The organism is Pseudomonas sp. D5(2026), from assembly GCF_057766845.1.
The window spans coordinates 1,174,906-1,201,905 of record NZ_CM173421.1; the positions used below are offsets into that span (position 1 = coordinate 1,174,906).

General features: G+C 62.1%; 23 protein-coding genes. 11 read left to right on the forward strand and 12 right to left on the reverse strand.

The window, feature by feature from the left end; genetic code table 11:
• Positions 1 to 81 precede the first annotated feature (81 nt).
• The 3 genes from AC3B5Q_RS05430 to AC3B5Q_RS05440 all read left to right on the forward strand — a co-directional run bounded on the left by AC3B5Q_RS05430 (position 82) and on the right by AC3B5Q_RS05440 (position 1,957).
• On the forward strand, positions 82 to 774 hold the full coding sequence (locus AC3B5Q_RS05430) for a PA1041 family peptidoglycan-binding anchor lipoprotein (RefSeq protein WP_003254894.1): 693 nt from the start codon (positions 82 to 84) through the stop codon (positions 772 to 774).
• An 89-nt stretch (positions 775 to 863) separates the two neighbouring features.
• Complete coding sequence (locus tag AC3B5Q_RS05435; protein WP_084850148.1) at positions 864 to 1,583, forward strand: PA1041 family peptidoglycan-binding anchor lipoprotein; 720 nt, start codon at positions 864 to 866, stop codon at positions 1,581 to 1,583.
• A 98-nt stretch (positions 1,584 to 1,681) separates the two neighbouring features.
• Entirely contained in the window at positions 1,682 to 1,957 is a 276-nt protein-coding gene (locus AC3B5Q_RS05440; RefSeq protein WP_084850149.1) for a DUF1145 domain-containing protein, read from the forward strand.
• A gap of 122 nt (positions 1,958 to 2,079) precedes the next feature.
• On the opposite strand, the gene AC3B5Q_RS05445 is transcribed toward AC3B5Q_RS05440, so the two are convergent.
• The gene (locus tag AC3B5Q_RS05445; RefSeq protein WP_021785832.1) at positions 2,080 to 2,544 is read right to left on the reverse strand and encodes a CopD family protein; all 465 of its coding nucleotides are present in this window, start codon (positions 2,542 to 2,544) and stop codon (positions 2,080 to 2,082) included.
• A gap of 98 nt (positions 2,545 to 2,642) precedes the next feature.
• Between AC3B5Q_RS05445 and dinG the strand changes: the two genes are divergently transcribed.
• The 5 genes from dinG (at position 2,643) to pdxH (ending at position 10,124) form a co-directional block, all read left to right on the forward strand.
• Positions 2,643 to 4,787, forward strand: coding sequence for an ATP-dependent DNA helicase DinG (gene dinG / locus AC3B5Q_RS05450; RefSeq protein ID WP_084850150.1), 2,145 nt, complete (start codon positions 2,643 to 2,645; stop codon positions 4,785 to 4,787).
• Positions 4,788 to 4,866: 79 nt separating this feature from the next.
• Complete coding sequence (locus AC3B5Q_RS05455; protein WP_323601484.1) at positions 4,867 to 7,101, forward strand: beta-galactosidase; 2,235 nt, start codon at positions 4,867 to 4,869, stop codon at positions 7,099 to 7,101.
• Between the two features lie 133 nt (positions 7,102 to 7,234).
• The gene (locus AC3B5Q_RS05460) at positions 7,235 to 8,380 is read left to right on the forward strand and encodes an EstA family serine hydrolase (RefSeq protein WP_021785835.1); all 1,146 of its coding nucleotides are present in this window, start codon (positions 7,235 to 7,237) and stop codon (positions 8,378 to 8,380) included.
• A gap of 99 nt (positions 8,381 to 8,479) precedes the next feature.
• Positions 8,480 to 9,457, forward strand: coding sequence for an OmpA family protein (locus AC3B5Q_RS05465; protein WP_367250716.1), 978 nt, complete (start codon positions 8,480 to 8,482; stop codon positions 9,455 to 9,457).
• 19 nt (positions 9,458 to 9,476) lie between these two features.
• Entirely contained in the window at positions 9,477 to 10,124 is a 648-nt protein-coding gene (gene pdxH, locus AC3B5Q_RS05470; protein WP_003254885.1) for a pyridoxamine 5'-phosphate oxidase, read from the forward strand.
• Positions 10,125 to 10,163: 39 nt separating this feature from the next.
• Here pdxH and AC3B5Q_RS05475 read toward each other — a convergent pair whose 3' ends face one another.
• Positions 10,164 to 10,397, reverse strand: coding sequence for a hypothetical protein (locus AC3B5Q_RS05475; protein WP_021785838.1), 234 nt, complete (start codon positions 10,395 to 10,397; stop codon positions 10,164 to 10,166).
• A gap of 147 nt (positions 10,398 to 10,544) precedes the next feature.
• Here AC3B5Q_RS05475 and AC3B5Q_RS05480 point away from each other — a divergent pair, with 147 nt between their 5' ends.
• On the forward strand, positions 10,545 to 11,009 hold the full coding sequence (locus AC3B5Q_RS05480; protein ID WP_009684613.1) for an outer membrane lipoprotein: 465 nt from the start codon (positions 10,545 to 10,547) through the stop codon (positions 11,007 to 11,009).
• Positions 11,010 to 11,078: 69 nt separating this feature from the next.
• Here AC3B5Q_RS05480 and nhaA read toward each other — a convergent pair whose 3' ends face one another.
• The 8 genes from nhaA to AC3B5Q_RS05520 form a co-directional block, all read right to left on the reverse strand.
• Positions 11,079 to 12,272 (reverse strand): Na+/H+ antiporter NhaA, encoded by a 1,194-nt coding sequence (gene nhaA, locus AC3B5Q_RS05485; protein WP_275966788.1) that lies wholly within the window; start codon positions 12,270 to 12,272, stop codon positions 11,079 to 11,081.
• A 277-nt stretch (positions 12,273 to 12,549) separates the two neighbouring features.
• Positions 12,550 to 14,157, reverse strand: a complete 1,608-nt coding sequence (locus AC3B5Q_RS05490; RefSeq protein ID WP_019750617.1) for an NAD(P)/FAD-dependent oxidoreductase — start codon at positions 14,155 to 14,157, stop codon at positions 12,550 to 12,552.
• A 103-nt stretch (positions 14,158 to 14,260) separates the two neighbouring features.
• A complete protein-coding gene (locus AC3B5Q_RS05495) occupies positions 14,261 to 14,935 on the reverse strand; it encodes a COG3650 family protein (protein ID WP_084850151.1) in 675 nt (224 codons plus the stop codon).
• Between the two features lie 87 nt (positions 14,936 to 15,022).
• The gene (locus AC3B5Q_RS05500) at positions 15,023 to 15,724 is read right to left on the reverse strand and encodes an ABC transporter ATP-binding protein (protein WP_021785841.1); all 702 of its coding nucleotides are present in this window, start codon (positions 15,722 to 15,724) and stop codon (positions 15,023 to 15,025) included.
• Positions 15,725 to 16,492, reverse strand: a complete 768-nt coding sequence (gene livG, locus AC3B5Q_RS05505) for a high-affinity branched-chain amino acid ABC transporter ATP-binding protein LivG (RefSeq protein ID WP_021785842.1) — start codon at positions 16,490 to 16,492, stop codon at positions 15,725 to 15,727.
• Positions 16,489 to 17,745 (reverse strand): high-affinity branched-chain amino acid ABC transporter permease LivM, encoded by a 1,257-nt coding sequence (locus AC3B5Q_RS05510; protein ID WP_101196506.1) that lies wholly within the window; start codon positions 17,743 to 17,745, stop codon positions 16,489 to 16,491. The genes livG and AC3B5Q_RS05510 overlap by 4 nt, the downstream gene beginning before the upstream one ends.
• Complete coding sequence (livH, locus tag AC3B5Q_RS05515; RefSeq protein WP_008097482.1) at positions 17,742 to 18,665, reverse strand: high-affinity branched-chain amino acid ABC transporter permease LivH; 924 nt, start codon at positions 18,663 to 18,665, stop codon at positions 17,742 to 17,744. The genes AC3B5Q_RS05510 and livH overlap by 4 nt, the downstream gene beginning before the upstream one ends.
• 184 nt (positions 18,666 to 18,849) lie before the next feature.
• Positions 18,850 to 19,965, reverse strand: a complete 1,116-nt coding sequence (locus tag AC3B5Q_RS05520; RefSeq protein ID WP_021785844.1) for a branched-chain amino acid ABC transporter substrate-binding protein — start codon at positions 19,963 to 19,965, stop codon at positions 18,850 to 18,852.
• A 359-nt stretch (positions 19,966 to 20,324) separates the two neighbouring features.
• Between AC3B5Q_RS05520 and AC3B5Q_RS05525 the strand changes: the two genes are divergently transcribed.
• Positions 20,325 to 20,636 carry a DUF2288 domain-containing protein gene (locus AC3B5Q_RS05525; RefSeq protein WP_021785845.1) on the forward strand — a complete coding sequence of 104 codons (312 nt, stop codon included), beginning with the start codon at positions 20,325 to 20,327 and terminating at the stop codon, positions 20,634 to 20,636.
• Positions 20,637 to 20,828: 192 nt separating this feature from the next.
• Positions 20,829 to 21,716, forward strand: coding sequence for an NAD(P)-dependent oxidoreductase (locus tag AC3B5Q_RS05530; RefSeq protein WP_021785846.1), 888 nt, complete (start codon positions 20,829 to 20,831; stop codon positions 21,714 to 21,716).
• Here AC3B5Q_RS05530 and AC3B5Q_RS05535 read toward each other — a convergent pair.
• Both AC3B5Q_RS05535 and rapA read right to left on the reverse strand, forming a co-directional pair.
• Positions 21,616 to 23,880, reverse strand: a complete 2,265-nt coding sequence (locus AC3B5Q_RS05535; RefSeq protein WP_021785847.1) for a putative bifunctional diguanylate cyclase/phosphodiesterase — start codon at positions 23,878 to 23,880, stop codon at positions 21,616 to 21,618. The two genes, AC3B5Q_RS05530 and AC3B5Q_RS05535, sit on opposite strands and share 101 nt — an antisense overlap.
• A 269-nt stretch (positions 23,881 to 24,149) precedes the next feature.
• Positions 24,150 to 26,996 (reverse strand): RNA polymerase-associated protein RapA, encoded by a 2,847-nt coding sequence (gene rapA / locus AC3B5Q_RS05540; RefSeq protein ID WP_021785848.1) that lies wholly within the window; start codon positions 26,994 to 26,996, stop codon positions 24,150 to 24,152.
• Positions 26,997 to 27,000 lie beyond the last annotated feature (4 nt).

The window sequence follows — 27,000 nt, forward strand, 5'->3', positions numbered from 1 at the left end:
TATTGCTGGCAGGGTTGGGATGAGCGGTCTTTACTCCCAGAGATCGGTCTTATGCCGATTCCCCCTAGGAGAAGCAATGAAATGAGCATAGTACGCACAGCGATACCCCTGGTACTGCTCACCAGTGTGTTGACTGGTTGTGCAGGTTTGCAAAAAACCGACTGGCCGAAATGTGCCGCCGTCGGGGGTGTAGGCGGCGCCGCCCTGGGCGCCATCGAAAGTTCCAGCTGGGCTGGCTGGGGTGCGTTGCTGGGCGGTGGCCTGGCGGCGGGCTATTGCTGGGCCCACGGCGATGGCGACGAGGATGGCGACGGCGTGCCCGACAGCCGTGACAAATGCCCTGGCACCCCGCGTGGTGTGCAGGTCGATGCCAACGGATGCCCGCCTGAGCCGGTCGCGGTGGTCGAAGAAGTGGTGGTGCAGAAGGAAGAAGTCATTGTCATCCGTGATGTGCACTTCGAGTTCGATTCTGCGCGCCTGACTGCCAGTGACAAAGAGCGCCTCAATACCATTGCCACGCGCCTGAAGCAGGAAGCGCCATCTGCCCGCCTTAGCGTCAGCGGCCATACCGACAGCGTCGGTTCCGACAGTTACAACCAGAAACTGTCCGAGCGACGCGCCCATTCGGTGACCGATTATCTGGTCGAAAGCGGTGTACCGCGCAGCAGCTTCGTTTCGGTGGTCGGCGCGGGTGAAACCCAGCCGGTGGCAGACAACGCCACGGCCGAAGGGCGTGCCATGAACCGTCGTACCGAGATCAAGATCCAGCGGTAAGGCGGCATGCGCCCGTGCCTTGAGCAGTGGCACGGGCGCGTCTTCATGCCGGCCAGCCGTTTGTGGCCAATGACACAGGAGCATTCAGCATGAGTGTGACGTCGAAGGCGGCATTGCCGCTGTTGGTGGCTGCCAGCCTGCTCGCGGGCTGTGCCACGCACAGTGATGGCAGCGCGCCCCTCAACCAAAGGACCTGGCCCATCTGCAGCCTGCTGGGCGGCTTGGTCGGTGGTGGCCTTGGCGCCATCGAGAGTTCTTCCTGGGCTGCCGGTGGTGGTGCCTTGGGCGCCATCGCCGGGGGGCTGATTTGTTACGCCCAGGACGGTGACGAAGATGGTGACGGCATTTTCGACCGACGTGATCACTGCCCCGAGACCCCTGCCAACACGGCGGTCGACCACATGGGTTGCCCACTGAAACAGTACCCGGTCGCGCCACCTGCCAGTGCTCCCGAACCCTCGCCAGAGGTGATCACCCTCGATGACAACGGCGCGGTGATGTTCGCCTTCGACTCCGCCGAACTGACGCCGGCGGCCCAGCAACGCCTGCAAGGCCTGGTGGCGAAACTCAATTCACCGACGGTGGCCAAGGTCCGTGTGATCGGGCACACCGACAGTGTGGGCTCCGACAGCTACAACCAGGCACTTTCCGAACGCCGCGCCAGCAGCGTGGCCGAGTACTTGATTGGGCAGGGCCTGGAGATGGGCAAGGTCACTAGCCAGGGCCGCGGGGAAAGCGAGCCGGTTACCGACAACGAAACCGACGAGGGCCGCGCGCGCAACCGACGGGTGGAACTGCACCTCAACTGAGTGGTGTTGGCGCCTGCCTTGGCATTACCGTGAATGCTGTTCGCATGGTTTGCTCGATCAGGCTGCCTCGACATGAGAACAATCGATAGGGGCGGGGTATGAAGTTCATCCTGGGCCTGGGCAAGGTCCTGACGGTCGCTTTCTGGGGGGTGGTGTTGTTCAATCAGTTGATGCCACAACCCTTGCCCTTCAATCTGCTGATCAATGCTGCCGGCATCGTCTTGTTGGGCCTGCACCTGCTTGAAGTGCTGTTCTTCAATCGCAGCCTGCGCGGACGCAGTCACCGCTGGTTTGACCGTTTGCAAATACTGTTGACGGGTATCTTCCATGTGATGTCCATTCCCCGTGCGCGGAAGGCGCCGCGGGTGAACTGATCTTGCAGCGGCTCTGATTCTCACTGCGGCCCCTTGCTGGAGGGGGCTTGCCCGCGAACACCGGCAACGCCGGTGACATTCACCGTGGCGCCGGCTTCGCTACAGGTTGCGCGCAGAACCTGTCAGATCACCAGCCGCGAACTGGCCACCGCAACCACGGCCAGCCCCAGCAACAGATTGATACCCACCATCCGCCGAATGCGCCCCAGTACCGCCGCCCCCGTCGGCCAGTCCTCGGCCTGTACTGCTGCCTTCAATTCCGGCAGCAGCAACGCCTGAATGCGCATGAACAAGGCAAGCATGGCGATCCCGCCACCTATCATTACGTGCACGTACCGGGGCGCCGTTTCGAAACCGCTGAAGCGCATGTGCAACATGCCGATACCACTTATCGCCAAAATCGCCACCGCCAGCCAGACCCAGCCGAAGAAGCGTCGGAAAACTTCCACCCACAAGCGCAGGCGGGCAGGCCCTTCCAGGGCTGCAACCGTTGCCGGGCGCAGCACCAGCCAGGCGAAGAACATGCCGCCGACCCATACTAGGGCGGCCAGAACATGCAGTGTGTAGGGCAGGGCAAAGGCGAGCATTCGGATCTCCATGCGGCAGAAAGGGCAATAGCGGGGTATGATAGCCGCCCCATGCGAAACACTGAAAATATATCCAGCCCTCCGGGCGCCTGCAGACCATGATCAGCAACGAACTCAAAGCCACTATCCAGGGCGCCTATTCGCGTTTTCTCGAAGCCAAGAGCCTCAAGCCGCGCTATGGCCAACGCCTGATGATCGCCGAAGTGGCCAAAGTGCTTGGCGACATTGCTTGCGACGATGAAGGCCGCCGCGCTGGCGAGCCTGCCGTGGTGGCCGTGGAAGCGGGCACCGGTACCGGCAAGACGGTAGCCTACAGCCTGGCTGCCATCCCGGCGGCCAAGGCCGCCGGCAAACGCCTTGTGATCGCCACGGCTACCGTAGCCCTGCAAGAGCAGATCGTCTTCAAGGACCTGCCCGACCTGATGCGCAGCAGTGGCCTCAACTTCAGCTTCGCCCTGGCCAAGGGCCGTGGCCGCTATCTGTGCCTGTCCAAGCTCGACATCCTGTTGCAGGAAGGCCACGCCCAGTCAGCCACGGCTCAGTTGTTCGAGGAAGAAGGCTTCCGTATCGAAGTCGACGAGCGCAGCCAGAAGTTGTTCAACAGCATGATCGAGAAGCTTGCCGGCAACCGCTGGGACGGTGACCGTGACAGCTGGCCAGAGGCCCTGGAAGACCAGGACTGGGCACGGCTGACCACCGACCACAGCCAGTGCACCGGCCGCCACTGCCCCAACTTCCAGCAGTGCGTGTTCTACAAGGCTCGCGAAGGCATGGGCAAGGTCGATGTGATCGTCACCAACCACGACATGGTCCTGGCCGACCTGGCCCTGGGTGGCGGTGCGGTGTTACCCGACCCGCGCGATACCATGTACGTGTTCGACGAAGGCCATCATCTGCCAGACAAGGCCATCGGCCATTTCGCCCATTATTCGCGGCTGCGTTCCACCGCCGACTGGCTGGAACAGACCGCCAAGAACCTGACCAAATTGCTGGCCCAGCATCCGCTGCCCGGCGACCTGGGCAAGTACATCGAGCAGGTGCCGGAGCTGGCGCGAGAAGTACGCACCCAGCAGCAGTTCATGTTCACCCTTTGTGAACAGGTGGCCGACTTCCGTCCCAGCGAGGACACCGAAGGCCGTGAACGCCCGCGTTACCGTTTCGAGGGTGGGGTGGTGCCGGAGCAGATTCGCGAAGTGGGCATCGAACTGAAAAAGGGCTTTGCCCGCCTCAACGATCTGTTCACCCGACTGGCTGACCTGCTCAAGGAAGGCATGGACGGTGAGGTCAACATCGGCATCGCCAGCCATCAGGCCGAAGAGTGGTATCCGCTGTTCGGCAGCCTGGTCACCCGTGCTCAGGGCAACTGGGAGCTGTGGACGGCCTTCACTGCCGAAGACCCAGAAGACAGCCCGCCCATGGCGCGCTGGCTGACCTTGGCCGAGAGTGGCGCGCTGTTCGACATCGAAGTCAACGCCAGCCCCATCCTCGCCGCAGAAATGCTGCGGCGCAGCCTGTGGAGCGTGGCGCACGGTGCGCTTGTGACTTCGGCGACATTGACAGCGCTGGGCAAGTTCGACCGTTTCCGCATGCGTTCGGGGTTGCCGCGCGATGCCGTCACTTGTGTGGTGCCCAGCCCGTTTGTGCATGGCGATGCCGGTCTTTTGCGGGTCCCCGACCTGAAGGCCGACCCCCGCGATGCTACCGCGCACACTGCAGCAATCATCCGCGAGCTGCCGAACATCGTCGAAGATGCCCGTGGCGCGCTGGTGTTGTTCTCGTCACGCAAACAGATGCAGGATGTGTTTGATGGTCTGGACCGTGACTGGCGCAAGCTAGTGCTCATCCAGGGCAACCTTTCAAAGCAGGAAACCCTGAACAAGCACAAGGCGAGGGTCGACGATGGCCAGCACAGCGTGCTGTTTGGCCTGGCCAGCTTTGCCGAAGGTGTCGACCTGCCGGGTGCGTATTGCGAGCACGTCGTCATCGCCAAGATTCCCTTTGCTGTGCCCGACGACCCGGTCGAAGCTGCGCTGGCCGAGTGGATCGAGGCACGTGGCGGTAACCCGTTCATGGAAATTGCCGTGCCCGACGCCTCGTTGAAGCTGATCCAGGCTTGCGGTCGCCTTCTGCGTACCGAGCAGGATCGCGGCGTTATCACCTTGCTTGACCGGCGCTTGGTCACGCAGCGTTACGGCAAGGCTATTCTCAATGCGCTACCGCCGTTCCGGCGGGAAATTTCCTGATCGCCGGAGCACTTGCTCCGGCGCATTGTCCATTACTCGTCTTGGGCCCGTCAGGGTCTTGAAGGAGAGCCCCCGCCTTATGATCCGCCGCACCCTGCCCGCTGTTTTCGCCTTGTTGTGCAGTTCGCCCTTGCTGGCCGAGCAGCAAACGCTGTTCAGCTTTGTGCGCCCGGCCTCGGTGGTCAATGTGGCGACCGTGGATGCCGGCATGCCGCAGTACAACGCGGAACAAACGGCCGAGGGCGAGGTGTTGCGGCGTGTGGTGTTCAACCCGGCGCAGCAGCCGACCCTTCGCCTGAGCCCGCAGAGCGGGGTGTGGGACTGGTCTGCGGGGCAGTTCCTGACCTTGCGCTTGCAAAGTGCCATGGATTGGGCATTGACCGTGGATGTTACGGTGCAAGGCAGCGATGGGCGCACCTTGACCAGCCGTATCGACCTGCCCGCTGGCCCCGCGCAAACCGTGATGGTGCCGTTGACGGCCCGCTCACCTCTGAGCCAGGGCATGCGCGCCGGCCCGCCGATGCCCTGGAACCATGGTGGTCAGCGCGTTCTGTTGACCAGCAGTGCCGGTGCAGTCGACCTCAAGCAGGTGACCTCGGTCAGCCTGAGCATCCCCAGCCCCAAGGTTGCGCAGAGCCTGTTGATCGAGCGTGTCGGTATTCAGGATGACGACCAGGCGTACAGGGCGGCCTATCACGAGCTGATTGATGCCTATGGCCAGTCGACTCGCGGGACCTGGCCCGAGAAGGTATCCAGTGACGAGCAGCTCAAGGCGGCCAATACCCGTGAACAGCAACAGCTCAAGGGCTGGTTGGCGGAGCGCAGCAAGCAGCAGTTGGACGCTTACGGCGGCCTGGTGGGTGGTCCGGCCTTTGCAGCCAAGGGCTTCTTTCGCACTGAAAAGCGTGATGGCCGCTGGTATCTGGTAACGCCGGATGGGCACCCGTTCTATTCGCTGGGGGTGAACGCCGTGGCGGCAGACGGCGGGCGTACTTATGTCGCCGGGCGCGAAGGCATGTTCAAGGCCCTGCCCGCCGAGGGCGATGCACTGGCCGCGTTCTATGGCGAAAGCAACAACGACGATGGCAATGCCTCGTCGCAAGGGCGCAATTTCAAGCAGGGGCGTTGGTTCGACTTCTACGCCGCCAACCTGCAGCGTGCCTACGGCAAACCCTGCCCGCCTGCGGTGGAGGGCCAGCCAGCGGACTGCGCACCGCCGGCGCTGGATGCCGACCGCTGGCAGGCGCACGCGCTTGACCGCCTTCAGGCCTGGGGGTTCAACACAGTTGGCAACTGGAGTGAGCCGGCTCTTGGCCAAGCCAGACGCATGCCGTATACCTTGCCGCTGTCGATCGAGGGCGACTACGCCAGCATCAGCACTGGCATGGACTGGTGGGGGCGCATGCCCGACCCGTTCGACCCGCGGTTTGCCATGGCCACCGAGCGTGCCGTGGCCATTGCCGCTCGCGATCACCGTGATGACCCTTGGTTGATCGGCTACTTTGCGGACAACGAGCTGGCCTGGGCTGCCCCCGGAAGCGACCCCAAGGCCCGCTATGGCCTGGCTTACGGTACCTTGCGCCTGACCACCGACGTGCCAGCCAAGCGCGCGTTCCTCAAGCAGTTGCGCGACAAGTATCGCAACCAGGAGGGGCTGTCCAAGGCCTGGGGCATCGAACTGACCGCCTGGGAACTCATGGAAGATCCTGGCTTCGAGGCGCCGTTGCCTAACCCGGAGCACCCGGAAATCGAGCGTGACTATCAGCACTTCCAGCAGGTATTTGCCGAGACCTACTTCAAGACCATTTCCGATTCGTTGAAGTGGCATGCGCCCAATCACATGCTCCTGGGTGGCCGTTATGCGGTCAGCACACCGGAGGCGGTCGAGGCCTGCGCCGAGTTCTGCGATGTGCTGAGCTTCAACTTCTATACCCTCAAGCCACAGGACGGCTACGACTTTGCCCGCCTGGCGGAACTGGACAAGCCGGTGCTGGTGTCCGAGTTCCAGTTCGGCTCGCGTGATCGCGGGCCGTTCTGGCCGGGGCCATTGGAACTGGCGCGGGAAGAGGATCGCGGCCCGGCCTACGCAAACTTCCTCAAGGCGGCCATGGCGCAGCCGATGATCGTTGGCGCGCACTGGTTCCAGTACCTCGACCAACCGGCCAGCGGTCGCCTGCTTGATGGTGAGAACGGTCACCTCGGGCTGGTGGCGATTACCGATATGCCATATCCAGGGTTTGTCGATGCCGTGCGCAAAAGCAATCAGCACACCATGAACCAGCTGCGTGCCGAGCTGGAAAAGCCGGCCCCCTGAGATCAGGTTGATGCAGTCAACTTAGGTAAGAAGGGCCTTGTGTCACGACCACTTGGCCCTAGCCAGTTTGCAAAACACCCAACTACTGAAACAATGCACACCTTTTTGGATATGGTCGTACGGAGAGCAGCGGGTGCAGATCCAGGGTCACTATGAGCTGAAGTTCGAAGCAGTGCGCGAAGCCTTTGCCGCGCTGTTCGATGATCCCCAGGAGCGTGGCGCCGCGCTGTGCATCCAGGTGGGTGGCGAAACCGTCGTTGACCTGTGGGCCGGCAGTGCCGACAAGGACGGCCAGCAGGCCTGGCACAGCGATACCATCGCCAACCTGTTCTCCTGCACCAAGACCTTCGCGGCCGTTACCGCCCTGCAGCTAGTCGGCGAGGGCAAGCTGGCCCTCGATGCCCCGGTGGCCAACTACTGGCCCGAGTTTGCCCAGGCGGGTAAGCAGTCGATCACCTTGCGCCAGCTGCTCAGCCACCGTGCCGGCTTGCCGGCCATTCGTGAGCTGCTGCCGGCCGAAGCCTTGTATGACTGGCAGGTCATGGTCGATGCCCTGGCTGCCGAGGCACCGTGGTGGACGCCAGGCACAGAACACGGCTATGCCGCCATCACCTATGGCTGGCTGATTGGCGAACTGATTCGCCGTGCCGACGGCCGTGGCCCTGGCGACTCGATCGTGGCCCGCACCGCCCGCCCGTTGGGGCTGGATTTCCATGTTGGCCTGGCTGACGAAGAGTTTCACCGCGTCGCGCATATCGCCCGTGGCAAAGGCAATGCTGGAGATGCCGCAGCGCAACGCTTGCTGCAGGTGACCATGCGCGAGCCCGAGGCACTGTCGACCCGGGCCTTTACCAACCCGCCCGCGATACTGACCAGCACCAACAAACCGGAATGGCGGCGCATGCAGCAGCCAGCGGCCAATGGCCATGGCAACGCACGCAGCCTGGCGGGGTTCTATGCCGGGCTGCTGGACGGCAGCCTGCTTGAATCCGAACTGCTCGATGAGCTGACCCGCGAGCATAGCCTCGGCCAAGACCGTACCTTGCTCACCCAGACCCGTTTCGGCCTGGGCTGCATGCTCGACCAGCCCGATGTGGCGAATGCCACATTTGGCCTCGGCGCCCGCGCCTTTGGTCACCCCGGTGCCGGTGGTTCGGTTGGTTTTGCCGACCCGGAGCATGATGTGGCCTTCGGTTTTGTGGTCAATACCCTCGGCCCTTACGTGCTGATGGATCCACGAGCCCAGAAACTGGTACGCGTTCTTGCCAGTTGCCTTTGATCGGGTAATGCGGGTATTGCCACACCCCTTTGACTATCCTCAATGCCAACGCCTGAAGTTCGTAGGCAAAATATCTTTCTATTTCATGGTGTATCGCTGATGTCTTCACATAAAACCTTAGCACTCGCCCTGTGCCTGACCGCCGTTACCGGCTGCGCCAGCCACTCCCCGGACGGCTCCAAGGAAGGTGGTTCCAGCTGGTGGCCTTTCGGTTCGGACAAGGTTGCCGAGCAGCAAGTGAAGTCAGCCGTCACTGAAAAGGTGGCCAAAGCCGATGCCAAATCCGAAAGCGCCAGCCGCTGGTGGTGGCCGTTTGGTGGTGAGGACAAGCAAGCCAAGGGACCGGTGGTGCCGAAGATTGACCAGAAGGCCACCCAGGCCTGGCTGGACGAATACGAGCCCAAGCTGCGTGAAGCGATCAAGGACAGCAAGCTGGAGCTGGAGCGTCGCGACAATGTGCTGGCGGTAACCCTGCCGGTGGACAGCTCGTACAATCCTGATCGCCCGAACATGCTGCTGCCCATGTCCCTGGGCCCGATCACCCGCGTCGCCAAGACTGTCGAAGGCGACCCCAAAACTGCCGTGCTGGTACTGGGCCATGCCGACAGCAGCGGCGCCGCCGTTGTCAACCAGAAGCTCAGCCTGGAGCGCGCCGCGTCGGTATCGGCCATCTTCCGCCTCAGTGGCCTGCAGCGTGACCGCCTGACCCTCAAGGGCATGGGCTCGGTGATGCCGCGCGCTGCCAACGACAGCGCCGAGGGGCGCGCCCTGAACCGCCGGGTGGAAATGTTGCTGACCCCACAGAACACCATGGTCGCACTCTTGGCCAAATACCAGCAGGCCACCCCCGCACCCGCCCCAGCCTCGATGGTGGCAGTGCAGGATGCCAAGGCGCCAGCCGCCAAGGCCGCTGGCAGCAAGCCGGCTGCCAAAACTGCGGCGAAGAAACCTGTAGCCAAGGCCAAGACACCTGCGAAGACTGCAGCCAAGAAGAAAGCTGCACCGGCCAAGCCAGCAGCCAAAAAAGCTACTATTGACAAGAAAGTAGCTGCCAACAGCCCTGCGAAGACCAACTGATCGTCAAGGAACCGCAGTAATGACCCAATCCCTGGCCGATATGCGCCGCGACTACACCCGTGATGGCCTGGCCGAAGCCCAGGCACCAGGGGAGCCGTTCGCCCTGTTCCACCAGTGGTTCGCCGATGCGGTGAAAACCGAGCAGGTACCGGTGGAAGCCAACGCCATGACCTTGGCCACGGTGGACGGCGAAGGTCGCCCGCATTGCCGTGTATTGCTGTTGAAGGGGCTCGACGAGCAGGGGTTCACCTTCTTCACCAACTATGACAGCGCCAAGGGCCAGCAACTGCAAGCCAACCCCTTTGCTGCAATGACCTTCTTCTGGCCAGCGCTGGAGCGGCAGGTACGCATCGAAGGCCGTGTGCAGAAGGTTACGGCACAGGAGTCGGATGCCTACTACCAGGTACGCCCGCTGGGCAGCCGCCTGGGGGCCTGGGCGTCGCCACAGAGCCGCGTGATTGCCGGGCGTGAGGAACTGGAGGGCCTGGTAAAGGCCACCGAAGCGCGATTCTCCGACACCCAGCCGCATTGCCCTGAGCATTGGGGGGGATACCGTTTGTTGCCCGAGCGCATCGAGTTCTGGCAGGGGCGCGCAAGCCGCCTGCATGACCGGTTGAACTATCGGCTGGTGGATGGGCAGTGGCTGCGAGAGCGGCTGGCGCCCTGAGTAACTGGGGCCGCCAAGCGGCCCCAGCCATCGATCAAGCTACCCCGGATATCCCGCCGCCTCGCGCTCCAACCACTCCGCCAGTTGCTTACGCCCCACTTTCTCCTGCCGCGCCTGCGCCAACCTTTCCAGCATGAACGCGCGCTTTTCAGGATCAGCCCCTGCCAGCGACAATGCCAGGTCACGGTCCATCCAGCGGCGCATGCGCACATATAGCCACCAGTGGAAATACAGTCCCGTTACGGTGGTGACCACGACGATGAAGTAATCCATGGCTATTCTTGGTCTCACTTGAAAGGCCTTCGACACAGCCCGGCAGGCTGTACCCCGGCTGAATGAAAACAATTTTATTACGTTTGTACCGTGACAGCCGTCAATGTGCAGCGTCTAATGAGCACCTGACTTATGGAGACTTTACCCATGCGTAAATCCGCTTTGCTGGTGGCGACCTTTACCACCATGTCGCTGCTGCTGGGGGGCTGTGCCTCGAGCCTGACCGGTGACAGCTACTCCCGTGACGAAGCCCGCCGCGTGCAAACCGTGCGTATGGGCACCATCGAATCCCTGCGTCCGGTCAAGATCGAGGGCACCAAGACCCCGATTGGCGGCGGTGCTGGTGCCATCGTGGGTGGCGTAGCCGGCAGCGCCGTGGGCGGTGGCCGGGGCAGCATCGTGGCCGCCGTGATCGGTGCCGTGGCCGGTGGCTTGGCGGGTTCCGCAGCAGAAGAAGGCCTGACCCGTACCCAAGGCGTCGAAATTACCGTTCGTGAAGATGATGGCAGCATGCGCGCCTATGTGCAGGCCGTGCAGGAGAACGAAATCTTCCGTGTTGGCGACCGCGTGCGCATCATGACTGTGGACGGTACCAGCCGCGTTTCGCACTGACCGTAGCGCAGTAAAACAAAACCCCGACATGGCTGCTGCCAGTCGGGGTTTTTTCATGCTTCAGCCAAGTCAGGCAACGCTGGTTTTGCGGCTGGCCATTGCGGTGACGGCGTAGCCGATCACTGCGGCAAAGAACGAACCAGTAAGAATGCCCATGCGGTCCATGCCGGCGTACTCGCTGCTACCCGGGGCGAAGGCGAGCGAGCCTACGAACAGGCTCATGGTGAAGCCAATGCCGCAGAGTATCGCTACCCCCAATATTTGCCCCCAACCAGCACCTGCCGGCAGTGCGGCCAGGCGTAGCTTGACCGCCACCCAGGTCAGGCCGAAAACCCCTACGGTTTTGCCTAGCAACAGGCCGACCGTGATGCCCATCGGCACCGGGTGAGTGAAGCTGTCTAAGGTCATGCCTGTCAGAGAAACGCCGGCATTGGCGAAGGCGAAAAGTGGCAGGATGGCATAGGCCACCCAAGGGTGCAGGGCGTGTTCCAGCGCCAGCAGAGGCGACGATTCAGCATTGCGTGTACGCAGCGGAATGCACAAGGCCAGTGCGACACCGGCCAAGGTGGCATGCACGCCACTCTTGAGCACGCAGACCCACAGGATCAGGCCAACGATCATGTAGGGGCCGAGCTTGACCACGCCAAGCCGGTTCATCGCCACCAGCACCACCAGGCAGGCTGCAGCCAGCAGCAGCGACACACTCGACAGGGTGCCGGAGTAGAACAGGGCGATGACAATGATCGCACCCAGGTCGTCGATGATCGCCAGGGTCATCAGGAACAACTTCAGTGACACGGGGATGCGTTTGCCGAGCAGGGCCAGGACACCGAGGGCGAAGGCGATGTCGGTGGCGGTAGGGATTGCCCAGCCGGCCACGGCTGCAGGGTTGTCATGGTTGATGAACCAGTAGATCAGCGCTGGCACCACCATGCCGCCCACGGCAGCGGTGGCAGGCAGGATTACTTGTGAGGGCTTGGACAGGTGTCCGTCGACCACCTCGCGTTTGACCTCCAGGCCGATGAGCAGGAAGAACAGGGCCATCAGGCCGTCGTTGATCCACAGCAGCAATGGCTTGGCGATGTTAAGCGCGCCGACCTGAACGGCGACGGGTACGTCGAGCAAGCCGTTGTACAGGTAGGACAGCGGCGAGTTGTTGATGATCAGGGCCAGAACGGCGGCAGCGATCAGCAGCAGGCCGCTGGCAGCTTCGAGCTGGAAGAAACGGGTAAACAGGCTACGCACGGGCTGTAGGCTCTCCATGAGCAGTTTACGAAGGGTACGGGCGTACACCCTAGTCTGTGATGATGTTCCTTAAAACAAAAAACATATTCGTTTTTGTTATATGTTGTTGCTGGCAGGCCTAGGGCAAGCCTAGATGGATTTGGGGAAGGGTGGGGGAGGGGAAGTCTGGAGTAGGTGCTGGAATAGACTGATGCCGGACCGGGCCCTTTCGCGGGTAAACCCGCTCCTACAGGGGACCATTGTTCCGTGTAGGAGCGGGTTTACCCGCGAAGAGGCCCTGTCAGTCGATAAAGAGTCAGAGGCCGAGCATATCCCGCGCCACCGCCTCGGCGATACGAATACCATCCACACCGGCTGACAGGATCCCGCCCGCATACCCAGCCCCTTCACCCGCCGGGAACAGCCCCTTGAGGTTCAGGCTCTGGTAATCCTCACCCCGGGTAATCCGCAGTGGCGACGAGGTACGCGTCTCGATTCCGGTCAACACCGCATCATGCAGGTTATAGCCCTTGATCTGCCGGTCGAACGCCGGCAGTGCCTCACGGATCGCCTCGATGGCGAAGTCCGGCAGGCTCGGTGCCAGGTCTCCCAAGGTCACACCTGGCTTGTAGGACGGCTCGACACTGCCCAGTGCGGTGGAGGGCCGGCCGGCGACAAAGTCACCCACCAGTTGCGCCGGTGCCTGGTAGTTGCTGCCGCCCATTACATAGGCGTGCGCTTCCAGGCGCTCCTGCAGTTCGATACCGGCCAACGGGCCACCCGGGTAGTCGCGCTCGGGGTCGATGCCGACGACGATGCCGGAGTTGGCATTGCGCTCGTTACGCGAATACTGGCTCATGCCGTTGGTGACGACTCGGCCTGGCTCGCTGGTGGCCGCGACCACGGTGCCACCCGGACACATGCAGAAGCTGTACACCGAGCGGCCATTTTTGGCGTGATACACCAGCTTGTAATCGGCAGCACCCAGTTTCGGGTGGCCGGCGTACTTGCCCAGGCGTGCCTTGTCGATCAGCGTTTGTGGGTGCTCGATACGGAAGCCCACCGAGAACGGCTTGGCTTCCATGTAGACACCTTTGGCATGCAACATGCGGAAGGTGTCGCGGGCGCTGTGGCCCAGGGCCAATACCACATGGCGAGAGTGCAGCTGTTCGCCGCTCTCAAGCACGACACCTGTCAGTTGGCCATCTTCGATCAACAGGTCGGTGACCTTTTCCTGGAAGCGCACTTCGGCTCCCAGGGCGATCATGTCCTGGCGCATCTGTTCGACCATGCCGGTGAGGCGGAAGGTGCCGATGTGCGGCTTGTTGATGTACAGGATTTCGTCCGGCGCACCGGCCTTGACGAATTCTTCCAGCACTTTACGGCCGTGGTGTTGCGGGTCCTTGATCTGGCTGTAGAGCTTGCCGTCGGAGAAGGTGCCGGCGCCGCCTTCACCGAACTGCACGTTGGACTCAGGGTTGAGTACGCTTTTACGCCACAGACCCCAGGTGTCCTTGGTGCGCTGGCGAACCTCCTTGCCGCGTTCGAGGATGATCGGCTTGAAGCCCATCTGTGCCAGCAACAGGCCGGCAAAGATGCCGCACGGGCCGAAACCGACCACGATCGGGCGCTCCTGCAGGCCTGCCGGGGCCTGGCCGACGAACTTGTAGGTGACATCTGGCGCAGGGCCGATGTTGCGATCATCAGCGAACTTGCTGAGCAGCTCGGCCTCGTTGCTGGCTTCCAGGTCGATGGTGTAGATGAACAGCAGTTCGCTGTTCTTCTTGCGCGCATCGTAGCTGCGCTTGAACAGGTTGAAGCTGAGCAGTTGCTCGTCGCGGATGCCCAGGCGCTGGACGATGGCTTCGCGCAACGCTTCGTCAGGATGGTCCAGGGGCAGCTTCAGTTCGGTGATTCGTAGCATGGCAGGGTCCAGTATCCCGGCCATGGGCGGCCGGCGGCTTTACACAAACCGCCAAGTATAAGCTGTTCGCTGCCCCTACTGGCAGGATAAAAACGCCCGGTGATCAGTTGTCGCGTGCGCCGCCGTAGTAAGCACAGCCCTGCAAGGTCTTGCCGTCGATGCGCAGTTCGGCGCGCAGGTGGTGGATGGCGCCAGTGGCGATATCTGCACAGCGCTGCGGAGCGACCCACAGTTCCACGTGCTGGCCGTTGGCTTCGCTGGTCAGGGTCAAGCCACCACCGGGTACTTCTTCTTCCAGGAACGGCAAGGGCAGGGGGGGCTGGCCGATTCGCTCGATGACCATGCCCTTGCCGCTGGCTTTGATGTCCCAGTCCGGTTCATGACCGTTGGCGCGCAGGGTCAGCTGCTTGAAGTTGGGGTCGTCGCAAGCGCGGGTGGAGGGTTCCAGGCGGTACAGGCGGCTGACCTCCAGCTGGCCGTCGTTGTCGGCCTGCTTGGCGCCAGTGAGGCGACCGCGCACGTCGGCGAACAACTTGGCGTTGGCGTCCTTGGCCAGGTTGGCGGCCTCCGGCAGGATGCCGGTGCCGGCGACGTCATTGATCACGAAGCGGCGTGCTTCGCTGCAGGGCTTGAACAACAGGCGGCCGCCATTGGCGCTCAGTTCGCCCTGCATGCGCGTGGTGCCGATGTTCGGGTCACGGGGCTGCTCGGCCAGTAACTGGCAGCCAGCGAACAGGGGCAGCAGGGCACTGAGCAGCAGGGTAGGGGTGAGGCGCATGGGGCGGGCTCCGGGAATCTTTGCCAAAGAGCTGGCCACGATACACGTCCTGCAGGCAGAAAAAAGGGCCCGAAGGCCCTTTTTCATTCAACCCCCCAGGTACGCGTCGCGTACTTTCGGGTCGGTCAACAGTGCTTCCCCCGTACCCTGCATCACCACCCGACCATTCTCCAGCACATAAGCCCGGTCAGCGATCTTCAGCGCCTGGTTGGCGTTCTGCTCCACCAGGAACACCGTCACGCCATCGCGGCGCAGCTGTTCGATGATGTCGAAGATCTGCTGGATGATGATCGGCGCCAGGCCCAGCGAAGGCTCGTCGAGCAGCAGCAGCTTGGGCTTGCTCATCAGCGCCCGGCCGATGGCGAGCATTTGCTGCTCGCCGCCGGACATGGTGCCGCCACGCTGCATGTAGCGCTCCTTCAGGCGCGGGAACAGTTGCAACACCTTGTCCAGTTGCTCCTGGTAGTCGCCCTTGTCGGTGAAGAAACCACCCATTGCCAGGTTTTCCTCGACGGTCAGGCGGGCAAACACGCGGCGGCCTTCCGGCACAACGGCGATGCTTTTGCGCATGATGTGCGAGGACGGCTGGCCGACCAGTTCTTCACCCAGGTACTTGATGCTGCCACTGTGCGCCTGCGGCGAGCCGCACAGGGTCATGAGCAAGGTCGACTTGCCGGCACCGTTGGCGCCGATCAGGGTGACGATTTCGCCCTGGTTGATCTCCACGTTGACGCTGTGCAGCGCCTGGATCTTGCCATAGAAGGTGGAAACGTTTTCAAACTTCAGCATTTACGCTTCCCCCAGGTAGGCTTTGATCACATCAGGGTTATCGCGGATCTCTTCCGGCGTACCGTGGGCCAGGGGGGTGCCCTGGTTGATGACCACGATATGGTCAGAGATGCTCATCACCAGCTTCATGTCGTGCTCGATCAGCAGCACGGTGACGCTGTGCGACTCACGCAGGTAGGCGATCAGGGCCTTGAGGTCTTCGGTTTCTTTCGGGTTAAGGCCTGCGGCAGGTTCGTCCAGCATGATGATGCGTGGCTGGGTCATCATGCAGCGGGCAATTTCCAGTCGACGCTGCTGGCCGTAGGCAAGGGTGCCGGCGGTGCGGTTGGCGAACTCGGTAAGGTTGACCTTCTCCAGCCAGTACTGCGCACGCTCCAGGGCTTCCTTCTCGCTGCGGCGGAAACCCGGGGTCTTGAACAGGCCGGCGAAGAAGTTGGTGTTGAGGTGGCGGTGCTGGGCGATAAGCAGGTTTTCCAGCGCGGTCATTTCCTTGAACAGGCGCACGTTCTGGAAGGTTCGCACCACGCCCTTGCGGGCAATCTGGTGGCCGGCCAGGCCCTGGATCGGCTGGCCATCGAGCAGGATGGTGCCGCCGCTGGGCTTGTAAAAGCCGGTCAGGCAGTTGAACACGGTGGTCTTGCCGGCGCCGTTCGGGCCGATCAGCGCCACTACCTGTTTCTCCTTGACGGTCAGGCCCACGCCGTTGACCGCCAACAAGCCGCCAAAGCGCATGCTCAGGCCGCTGACTTGCAGAATTTCGCGGCTCATCGGGGCAGCTCCATCTGTGGACGTTGCATAGGCAGCAGGCCTTGCGGACGCCAGATCATCATCAACACCATCAACGCACCGAACATCAGCATCCGGTATTCGCTGAACTCACGCATCAGCTCTGGCAGCAGGATCATCACGATGGCCGCGAGAATCACGCCCAGTTGTGAGCCCATGCCGCCAAGCACGACGATGGCGAGGATGATCGCCGACTCGATGAAGGTGAACGACTCCGGCGTCACCAGGCCTTGGCGCGCGGCGAAGAAGCTGCCGGCGAAACCGGCGAAGCAGGCGCCCAAGGTGAATGCTGAGAGCTTGATCACGGTCGGGTTCAGGCCCAGTGCACGGCAGGCGATCTCATCTTCACGCAGTGCTTCCCAGGCACGACCGATCGGCATGCGCAGCAGGCGGTTGATCACGAACAACGCCAGCAGGGCCAGCAGCAGAGCCACCAGGTACAGGAAGATGACCTTGTTGATCGAGTTGTATGGCAGCCCGAAGTACTCGTGGAAAGTCTGCATGCCCTCGGCTGCACGGCGTTCGAAGGTCAGGCCGAAGAGTTCCGGTTTGGGGATGTTGCTGATGCCGTTGGGGCCGCCGGTCCAGTCGGTGAGGTTACGCAGGAACAGGCGGATGATCTCGCCGAAGCCGAGTGTCACGATCGCCAGGTAGTCACCGCGCAGGCGCAGCACCGGGAAGCCTAGCAGGAAGCCGAATGTGGCAGCCATCAGGCCGGCAATCGGCAGGCACACCCAGAAGCTCCAGCCCAGATAATGCGAGAGCATCGCGTAGCTGTAGGCCCCGACGGCATAGAAGCCCACGTAGCCGAGGTCGAGCAGGCCCGCCAGGCCGACCACGATGTTCAGGCCCAGGCCCAGCAACACGTAGATCAGGATCAGCGTGGCGATGTCGACTGCACCGCGAGAGCCGAAGAATGGCCATACCAGTGCCACCACGATCAACCCGATGATGACATAGCGCTGGGTTTTGGGCAGGGTGAGGTAGTTACTGACTGCCGGGGGGATCAGCTTGCGATCCGAACGGCGGCCCATCACCGAACTCCACTGTTTGTCGAACAACACGCGCAGGAACATCAGCACCGAACACACGGCGATGATGCTGATGGTGAACGAGCCCTGGCTGTGCACGACCAGGCTGATGCCGTCGATGCTCAGTTTCAGGCCCAGCACCGGGAAGGCCACGGCCCAGACCAGCAAGGCGCTGAAGAACGCCTGTTTGAGATTTCTGTTCATACTTTTTCAACCTCCGGGCGGCCCAGGATGCCGGTCGGCCGGAATAGCAGGACAAGAACCAACAAGCCGAATGCCACTACGTCCTTGTACTGGTCGCCGAAGATGTCGGCGCCAAACGCTTCGGCTACACCCAGCACCAGCCCACCGAGCATGGCGCCCGGAATACTGCCGATGCCCCCCAGCACCGCTGCGGTGAAGGCTTTCAGACCCACCAGGAAACCGGCGTTGGGGTTGATCACCCCGTACTGCATGCTCAGCAGCACGGCCGCCACGGCAGCCAGGGCGGCCCCGATGACGAAGGTGAGGGCGATGATGTTGTTGGTGTTGATGCCCAGCAGGTTGGCCATCTTGATGTCCTCTGCACAGGCACGGCAGGCGCGGCCCAGGCGGGAACGAGAGATGAACAGGGTGAGCAGTGTCATGGCCACCAGGGTGACGACGAACACCAGGATCTGCATGTAGCTGATCAGTACTTCTTCAGCACCGCCTGGTCCGAAGGAGAAACTCCCGGGGATCAGGTTGGGGATGGATTTATCCTTGGAGTCCTGCGAGAGCAAGACCGTGTTCTGCAGGAAAATCGACATGCCGATGGCGGAAATCAGCGGGATCAGACGGTTGCTGTTGCGCAGGGGGCGGTAGGCAACCCGTTCGATGCTGTAGCCATAGGCACTGGTGACGAAGATCGTCGCGACGAAGGCGACGGTCATCAGGATCGGCAGCGAATGGATACCCATCATGGCCAGGCCCGCCAGGGCGATGAAGGCCACGTAGGAACCGATCATGTACACCTCGCCGTGGGCGAAGTTGATCATGCCAATGATGCCGTACACCATCGTGTAGCCGATGGCGATCAAGGCATAGGTGCTGCCGATGGTCAATCCATTAACCAGTTGTTGGAAGAAATGGTAGATCTCAGGCATTACAGCGCTCCTAAAAACCTGATTTGCATTTCACTGGCAGGGGTACGGCCAGGAAACCGCGGGTGACGGTTTTAAGATTTTCAGGTGAGCCCGCCCCCGGATCGCGGGGAGGGGCCCATGAACCTCATAAAACGAAGCCCACTGCTCGCACAGTGGGCTCGTAGGTCAGCTATTAGTCACGCAGTTACTGAGGGGAGACTTCGGTCTTCGGCTTGCCGAAGTGCCATTCGTAGACCACGAACTTGAAGTCTTTCAGGTCGCCTTTATCGTCGAACGACAGGTCACCGGTCGGGGTCTTGAAGGTGCCTTCGTGGATGGCTTTGGCCACCTTGTCGGTATCTTCGGAACCGGCTTTCTTGATGCCTTGAGCGATCAGCTCGACAGCCGAGTAGGCGGGGAATACGAACGGGCCACTTGGGTCCTTGCCGTCAGCCTTGATGGCGTCGACGATCTTCTTGTTCTCCGGGTCAGCGTCGAACGACTTCGGCAGGGTGACCAGCAGGCCTTCGGAAGCGCCCTGGGCGATCTGCGAAATGGAGTCGTTACCCACACCTTCCGGACCCATGAACTTGGCTTTCAGGCCTTTCTCTTGAGCCTGGCGCAGGATCAGACCCAGCTCTGGGTGGTAGCCGCCGTAGTAGACGAAGTCGACATTGTTCTGCTTGAGCTTCTGGATGATCGAGGAGAAGTCCTTGTCACCGGCATTCAGGCCTTCGAAGACGGCCACTTTGGTGCCTTTCTTCTCAAGGGTTTGCTTGACTGCGGTGGCGATGCCTTCACCGTACTGCTGCTTGTCGTGCAGAACGGCAACGACCTTCGGTTTGACGTGGTCGGCGATGTAGTTGCCGGCAGCCGGGCCCTGGGCGCTATCCAGACCGATAGTGCGGAAGATCAGCTGGTAGCCACGGGCGGTGATTTCCGGGCTGGTGGCGGCGGGGGTGATCATGATCACGCCTTCGTCCTCGTAGATGTCGGACGCTGGCTGGGTGGAGCTGGAGCACAGGTGGCCGACCACGAACTTGACGCCGTCGTTGACCACTTTGTTGGCGACTGCCACGGCCTGTTTAGGGTCGCAGGCGTCGTCGTATTCCTTGGCTTCGAGCATCTTGCCATCTACGCCGCCCGCGGCGTTGATATCCTTGATGGCTTGCTTGGCGCCGATGAACTGCATGTCGCCATACTGGGTGACAGGGCCGGTCTTGGGACCTGCAATCCCGATCTTGATGGTATCGGCGGCAAACGAATGGCTGGCTACCCCGGCCAGAACCATTGCGGCGAACAGCTTGGAAATCTTGATCATAGTGCTCCACTCATTCTGTTGTAATTCTTATAGTCCTGGCGGCCAGGGCTACAGACCGGGCGGGATTTGCGGCGTGGCCATGCCAACGCGCTAGCCCACCTTCCCCCGGAACATGTCCCGGAACTGTACCGGTACAGTGTAGAGCGCTGTTCGAGCGCTTGAAAAGCGGTCGAAAAGTGCGTCTTTCCTGCGTTGTCGCTTGATCGACAGAAAGATACAGAAAGGCGCCATCAAACTGCCTGCATCTGCGGCCCCGTCCCACAACTTCGGGGCCAATCGACCAAATTACATATTTGAAACCGGGTTTTTCTGCAAAAATGCCGGCCTTTTTATTGACCGATTTTTTGCGGATACCACCCATGACTGATCAAACAAGCACCCTCTATGCCAAATTGCTTGGCGAGACGGCAATCATCGAGTGGAAAGCGTTGGAGCGTTTTTGGGCCAAGGGTGACCTGATTTGGGTCGACCCCAGCCTTGACCTGATCGCCGTTGCCGAGGCGATGGCCGAGAATCGCAGCGAGATCTTCGCCAAGTGGCGTAGTGATGGCACTGTTGGGCCGGTGTCGGCCGAGCAGGCATTGGACCTGCAAAGCCGCGACCCAGAGATCTGGGCGGTGGTGGTTTCACCGTTCATCGTGATTCAGGTGAAGTGCCAGGAAGAGGCGTGATCTTTTTTGGTGCGCAAAAGTACGCATCAGCTCCGTTTTGGTGCTTGAAAGTAATCAAGGCGGGTAGAGGGAAGTAACAATTCGGCGTGGCGGTAACAGTTTACGGGATGCGTAATGTGGCCGCCGTTCTGTCAGGCGCCAACGGGATCCTAGCCAGCCTGGGAAATGTTCGAATCAGTCAGGAGTTTATCAATGAGCACTGCACTACCTTCGCTTGGATTCGCCGGCATCGGCCTGATGGGCCTGCCCATGTGCCGCCGCCTGCTGGCAGCGGGTTATCCGCTCACGGTTTGGAACCGCAGCCCGGACAAGTGCGCCGCCCTGGTCGCTGCTGGCGCGCGCCTGGCCGGCAGCCCGGCCGAATTGTGCCGTGACAGCGACATGGTTCTACTCTGCCTGGCCGACACGGCGGTGGTGCGTGAAGTGGTGTTCGGCGAGCAAGGCATTGCCCAAGGCGGGCGCAGTGGCCAGTTGCTGATCGATTTCTCCAGCCTGGAACCCACCGCCACCCGTGAAATGGCTGCCGAACTGGCAGCACTGTGCGGCATGGCCTGGCTGGATGCGCCGGTATCTGGCGGTACCCCCGGTGCCGAGGCGGGCACGCTGGCGATCATGGTTGGCGGTGAAGCGGCCGACTTGCAGCGTGCACGCCCGGTACTGCAGGTGCTTGGTCAGCGCGTGACACATATGGGGGCAGTAGGCGCTGGCCAGGTGACCAAGGCTTGCAACCAGATGATCGTAGCGTGCAATGCCCTGGTAATTGCAGAAGTGGTGGCACTGGCCGAACAGTCGGGCGTGGACGCGACGCTGATCGCTGAAGCGCTGGCCGGTGGTTTTGCCGATTCCAAGCCATTGCAGATTCTTGCGCCGCAAATGGCAGAGAGCCGCTTCGAGCCAATCAAGTGGCACGTACGCACGCTGCTCAAGGACCTTGATGGCGCAGTCAAGTTTTCCCGCGAGCAAGGCTCGGCAACGCCACTCAGTGGCCTTGCCGCGCAACTGATGCGGCTGCACGGTAGCCAGGGTTACCTGCAAAAAGATCCGGCGACCCTGGTAGAGCTGTATCGCAACAAGGTGTAATCCGGCCGCTCTGGTGCTGCAACCGCTCTAGCAGTGGCCGCAACTCGGTCAGCGGAACGGGGCGCCCCAACAGGTAGCCCTGCAGGTAGTCGCAGCCATGGCTTTCCAGGAAAGCCTGCTGTTCGGCGGTTTCCACGCCCTCGCTGACTACCTGCAGGTGCAGGGTATGCGCCATGGCGATGATTGCCTGGACAATTTCGCGGTCTTTCTGGCTGCCCGGTACATCCTGCAGGAAGGTGCGGTCGATCTTCAGCACATCCAGCGGCAGGCGCTTGAGGTAGGCCAGTGACGAGTAGCCGGTACCAAAATCGTCGATCGAAAGTGCCACCCCCAAGGCCCGGACGCGTTTGAGCAGGCTGACCGTGCGCTGGATATCGCCCACCAGGGCGTTCTCGGTCACTTCCAGCTCCAAGTGGTGCGGCGCAAGGCCGGCGTGGAACAGCGCCTTTTCAACTTCGTTGGGCAGTTCATCGTGGCTGAGGGTGACTGCCGAGCAATTGACCGTGACCTTGACCTTGCCATGGCCGTGGCGCTGCAAGAGTGCCAGGTCGACACAGGCGTGGCGCAGCACCCACAGGTCCAGGTCGATGATCAGGCCGTTGGCTTCGGCAATGCCGACAAAGCGGTCGGGCCCTAGCAGGCCGTGTTGAGGATGCTGCCAGCGTACCAGCGCTTCCAGTTTGGCCACTTGCCCACTACGCAGGTCGAAGATCGGCTGGTAGTGCACACACAGCCCGCGTTCTTCGAGCAGGGCCAGGCGCAGCTCTTCTTCCAGTTGCAAGGCGATCGACGCGCGGGCCTTCAGGCTGTCATTGAAGAAATTCAGGCTGTTGCGGCCGTTGTCCTTGGATTGGTAGAGGGCCAGGTCGGCATGCTTGAGCAGCTCTTCGGCTGTGCCGCCATCGTCCGGGAAGATGCTTATACCAATGCTGGTGGTCATGACCATGTGCCGCCCGCCAAGGTCGATGGGTTCTTTCATCCGTTGCATGATGCGCTGGGCCAGGTGTCGGGCTTCGTCGCGGCTGTTCAGGCTGGTGACCACACAGAACTCGTCGCCACCAAAGCGTGCAACCAGGTCGTGGCTGCGGGTAGCAGCCTTGATGTGGTTGGCGATCACCTTGAGCAGTTCGTCACCGGCGTCGTGGCCGAGGCTGTCGTTGATGCGCTTGAAATGGTCGATATCGAGGAACATCACGGCCAGGCGGTTTGCGCTGGCCTGATGTTCGACCAGGCAATCGGCGAATACCTGGTTGAACCCACGGCGGTTGAGCAGGTTGGTCAGGGCATCGTAGTTCGCCGCCTGCTGCAGCGAAGCGCGGGCCTGGTCCAGTTGGCTGAGCAGTACGCTGACCCGGCGCAGGTCGTGCTCCTTGCTTTGCAACTTTTTGTCGGCCAGTGCGGCGCTGATGCTGGCGCCACTGATCAGCAGGGTGATGAAGCCAATGCCCAGTCCCAGCTGCAGGCTGTTGTCGCCAGACGGCAGGCGCAGTGCGGTATCGGCAGGGATAACCAGGGTCATGGCCGACATCGCGGTGAAATGAGTGGCGACGATGCCGCCGGCCATCACCAGGCTGGCGCCGTATTTCATGGTCTGGTAAAGGGTGCCGCTGCCATTGCGCAAGTAGCTGGCCAGGTACAGCGCGGTCAGGGCGGTAAGCAGGGCAATGGCGGCAGAGGCAAGTAGCAAGCCGGTCTGGTAGTACTGGCGGGCCCCCGTTTCCATCGCAGCCATGCCGACAAAATGCATGAGGATGATGCCCAGCCCGATCAGCGCTGCGCTTGGCACAAAGTGGGGCGCACGCATCTTGCTTCGTTCCAGGCTGTGCATGGCCAGCCAGGCCACGCCCAGTGCGATGAGTAGCGAAAGAATGGTCAGGGATGGGTCGTAGTGCACTTCTACCGGAGCTCGAAAGGCCAGCATGCTGATGAAGTGCATGGCCCATATGCCGCCTGCCAGGCAGCAGGCTCCAAGCATGTTCCATTGCCGGTGGGCGGTGGGGTCGTCGCTGTGGGACTGGCGTTCGGCCATGCCGAGGGTGGCGAAACAGGCCGCGCAAGCAACGAAATAGGCGAGCAGAACCAGGAGCGGTTCATGACGGCAGTCTATGACGATACGCCCGGTTGCGGGAAGATCGGCGAACAGTTGTAGCCCCAGCCATTCCATGGAATGCCTCTTGGTCGAGTCTTCACTCGTCTGCGCTACAACCCGTGCAGACTGCCCAGAGGCAGTATAGGAAGGACTATTTAAGCCTTCCTGACTAATGGCACAATGATTTCTACGATTTGGTTATAACTTCAATCGCAGTGAGGAATAAATTTGGGGCCTTGATGCCTTCCTGTGGGAGCGGGCGAGCCCGCGAAGCATCCACTGCGATGGATGCCACCGGCTTCGCCGGTGTTCGCGGGCGTGCCCGCTCCCACAAGGGGCCTGCGTTAGCCAGCCACCAGCACGCGAATGGCTTCCAGGCGCAGGGCGGCTTTATCCAGCATCGCCAGGCCATCTTCGCGCTGCTTGCGCAGGGCGTCGATTTCGCTGTCACGTACGCTCGGGTTGACCGCTTGCAACGCTACCAGGCGCGCCAACTCCTCGTCAGCCTCGGCTGCCAGGCGGCGCTGGGCTTCGGCCACGCGCTCAATGTGGGTTGGCAGAATCTTCTCTTCGCCGCCACTGATACGCTTGGCCAGCACATCGCGCTGGGCCTGGACGAACTTGTTGGCGCTGGCGCGCGGTACGCTCTCGAGCTGGTCGTTCAGGGTTTCGAAGGCCACGCGTGACGCCAGGTCGTTGCCGTTGGCATCGAGCAGGCAGCGCAGTGCCGCCGGCGGCAGGTAGCGGCCCAGTTGCAGGCTGCGGGGTGCCACCACCTCGCTGACGAACAGCAGTTCGAGCAGTACAGTGCCTGGTTTGAGCGCTTTGTTCTTGATCAACGCCACGGCGGTGTTGCCCATCGAGCCTGACAGCACCAGATCCATGCCGCCCTGCACCATCGGGTGCTCCCAGGTAAGGAACTGCATGTCCTCGCGCGACAGCGCCTGGCCACGGTCGTAGGTGATGGTCACACCTTCCTCGTCGCCCAGCGGGAAGCTGGCATCCAGCATCTTCTCGCTCGGCTTGAGGATCAGTGCGTTCTCCGAATGGTCTTCGCTGTCGATGCCGAAGGCGTCGAACAGGGTTTCCATGTAGATCGGCAGGGCAAACTGGTCGTCCTGTTCGAGAATGGCCTCGACCAGCGCCTGACCTTCGCCGGCACCGCCGGAGTTGAGCTCCAGCAGACGGTCACGGCCAGTGTGCAGTTCGGCTTCCAGTCGCTCGCGCTCGCCGCGGGCGTCGGCCACCAGGGTATCCCAGGCCTTGTGATCGCCGCCTTCGAGCAGCGGCAGCAGGCGTGGGCCAAACTGGTGCTGCAGGGCATTGCCGGTGGGGCAGGTATTGAGGAAGGCGTTGAGGCCTTCGTGGTACCACTGGAACAGGCGCTCTTGCGGGCTGTCCTGCAGGTACGGGATGTGCAACTGGATAGTGTGCTTTTGGCCGATCCGGTCAAGGCGGCCGATGCGCTGCTCGAGCAGATCGGGGTGCGCTGGCAGGTCGAACATCACCAAGTGATGGGCGAACTGGAAGTTGCGGCCTTCGCTGCCGATTTCCGAGCAGATCAGTACCTGGGCGCCGAACTCTTCATCGGCAAAGTAGGCAGCGGCGCGGTCGCGCTCAAGGATGCTCATGCCTTCATGGAACACCGAGGCCGGGATGCCGGAGCGCACGCGCAGGGCATCCTCCAGGTCCATGGCGGTTTCGGCGTGGGCGCAGATCACCAACACTTTGGTGCGTTTGAGCATCTTCAGGGTGTCGATCAACCAGTCGACACGCGGGTCGAAACGCCACCAGCGCTCGTCATCCGCCACTTCACCCTGGGCCTGGAAGGCGACTTCCGGGTACAGCTCGGCGTGCTCGCCGGCTGGCAGGTCGCGGTACTGCTCGGGCGTGGCCAGCGGGTAGGGGTGCAACTGGCGCTCGGGGAAACCCTGAATCGCCGCACGGGTATTACGGAACAGTACGCGGCCGGTGCCGTGGCGATCCAGCAACTCGCGAATCAACCGCGCGCTGGCCTGGGTGTCGCCGTCGCTGACCGCAGCCAGCAGGGCTTCGCCTTCGGCACCCAGGAAGCCCTGGATGGTGGCGTGGGCCTTGGGCGACAGGCGGCCCTCGTCGAGCAGTTCCTGCACCGCCTCGGCTACCGGGCGGTAGTGCTCGCTCTCGGCGCGGAAAGCGGCCAGGTCGTGAAAGCGGTTGGGATCGAGCAGGCGCAGGCGGGCGAAGTGGCTGTCCTGGCCAAGCTGCTCGGGGGTGGCGGTGAGCAGCAGTACGCCCGGGATCACTTGGGCCAGTTGCTCGACCAGGCCGTATTCGGCGCTGACCTGGTCTTCGTGCCAGACCAGGTGGTGGGCTTCGTCGACTACCAGCAGGTCCCAGCCAGCGGCAAACAGCGCGTCCTGGGCCTTTTCGTCGTCGACCAGCCACTCCAGAGCAACCAACGCCAGTTGGGCGTCCTCGAACGGGTTGCTGGCGTCGCTTTCGATGAAGCGCTCGGCGTCGAACAGCGCCACTTGCAGATTGAAGCGCCGGCGCATTTCCACCAGCCACTGGTGCTGGAGGTTTTCCGGCACCAGGATCAGTACGCGGCTGGCGCGACCCGACAGCAACTGGCGGTGAATGACCAGGCCGGCTTCGATGGTTTTGCCCAGGCCCACTTCGTCGGCCAGCAGAACGCGCGGGGCGCTGCGGTCGGCGACTTCGCGGGCGATGTGCAGTTGGTGGGCGATGGGCTGTGCGCGGCAGCCGCCCAAACCCCACAGTGCCGACTGCATCTGCTTGCTGGTGTGCTGCAGGGTGTTGTAGCGCAGGCTGAACCACGACAGTGGGTCTATTTGCCCGGCGAACAGGCGGTCGCTGGCCAAGCGGAACTGAATGAAATTCGACAACTGGGTTTCGGGCAAGGTGCGGGGCTGGTTCTGCCCGTCCAGGCCGTGGTAGACCATCAGCCCGTCGATGTCCTCGACCTCGCGCACTGTCAGCTTCCAGCCCTCGAAGTGGGTGATCTGGTCACCTGGCGAGAAGCGCACGCGGGTCAGCGGCGCGTTGCGCAGGGAATACTGGCGGGTGTCGCCAGTGGCCGGGTAGAGCACGGTCAACAGGCGGCCATCCTGCGCCAGGATGGTACCCAGGCCGAGCTCTGCTTCGCTGTCGCTGATCCAGCGTTGCCCCGGTTGATACTGCTGCGCCATACTG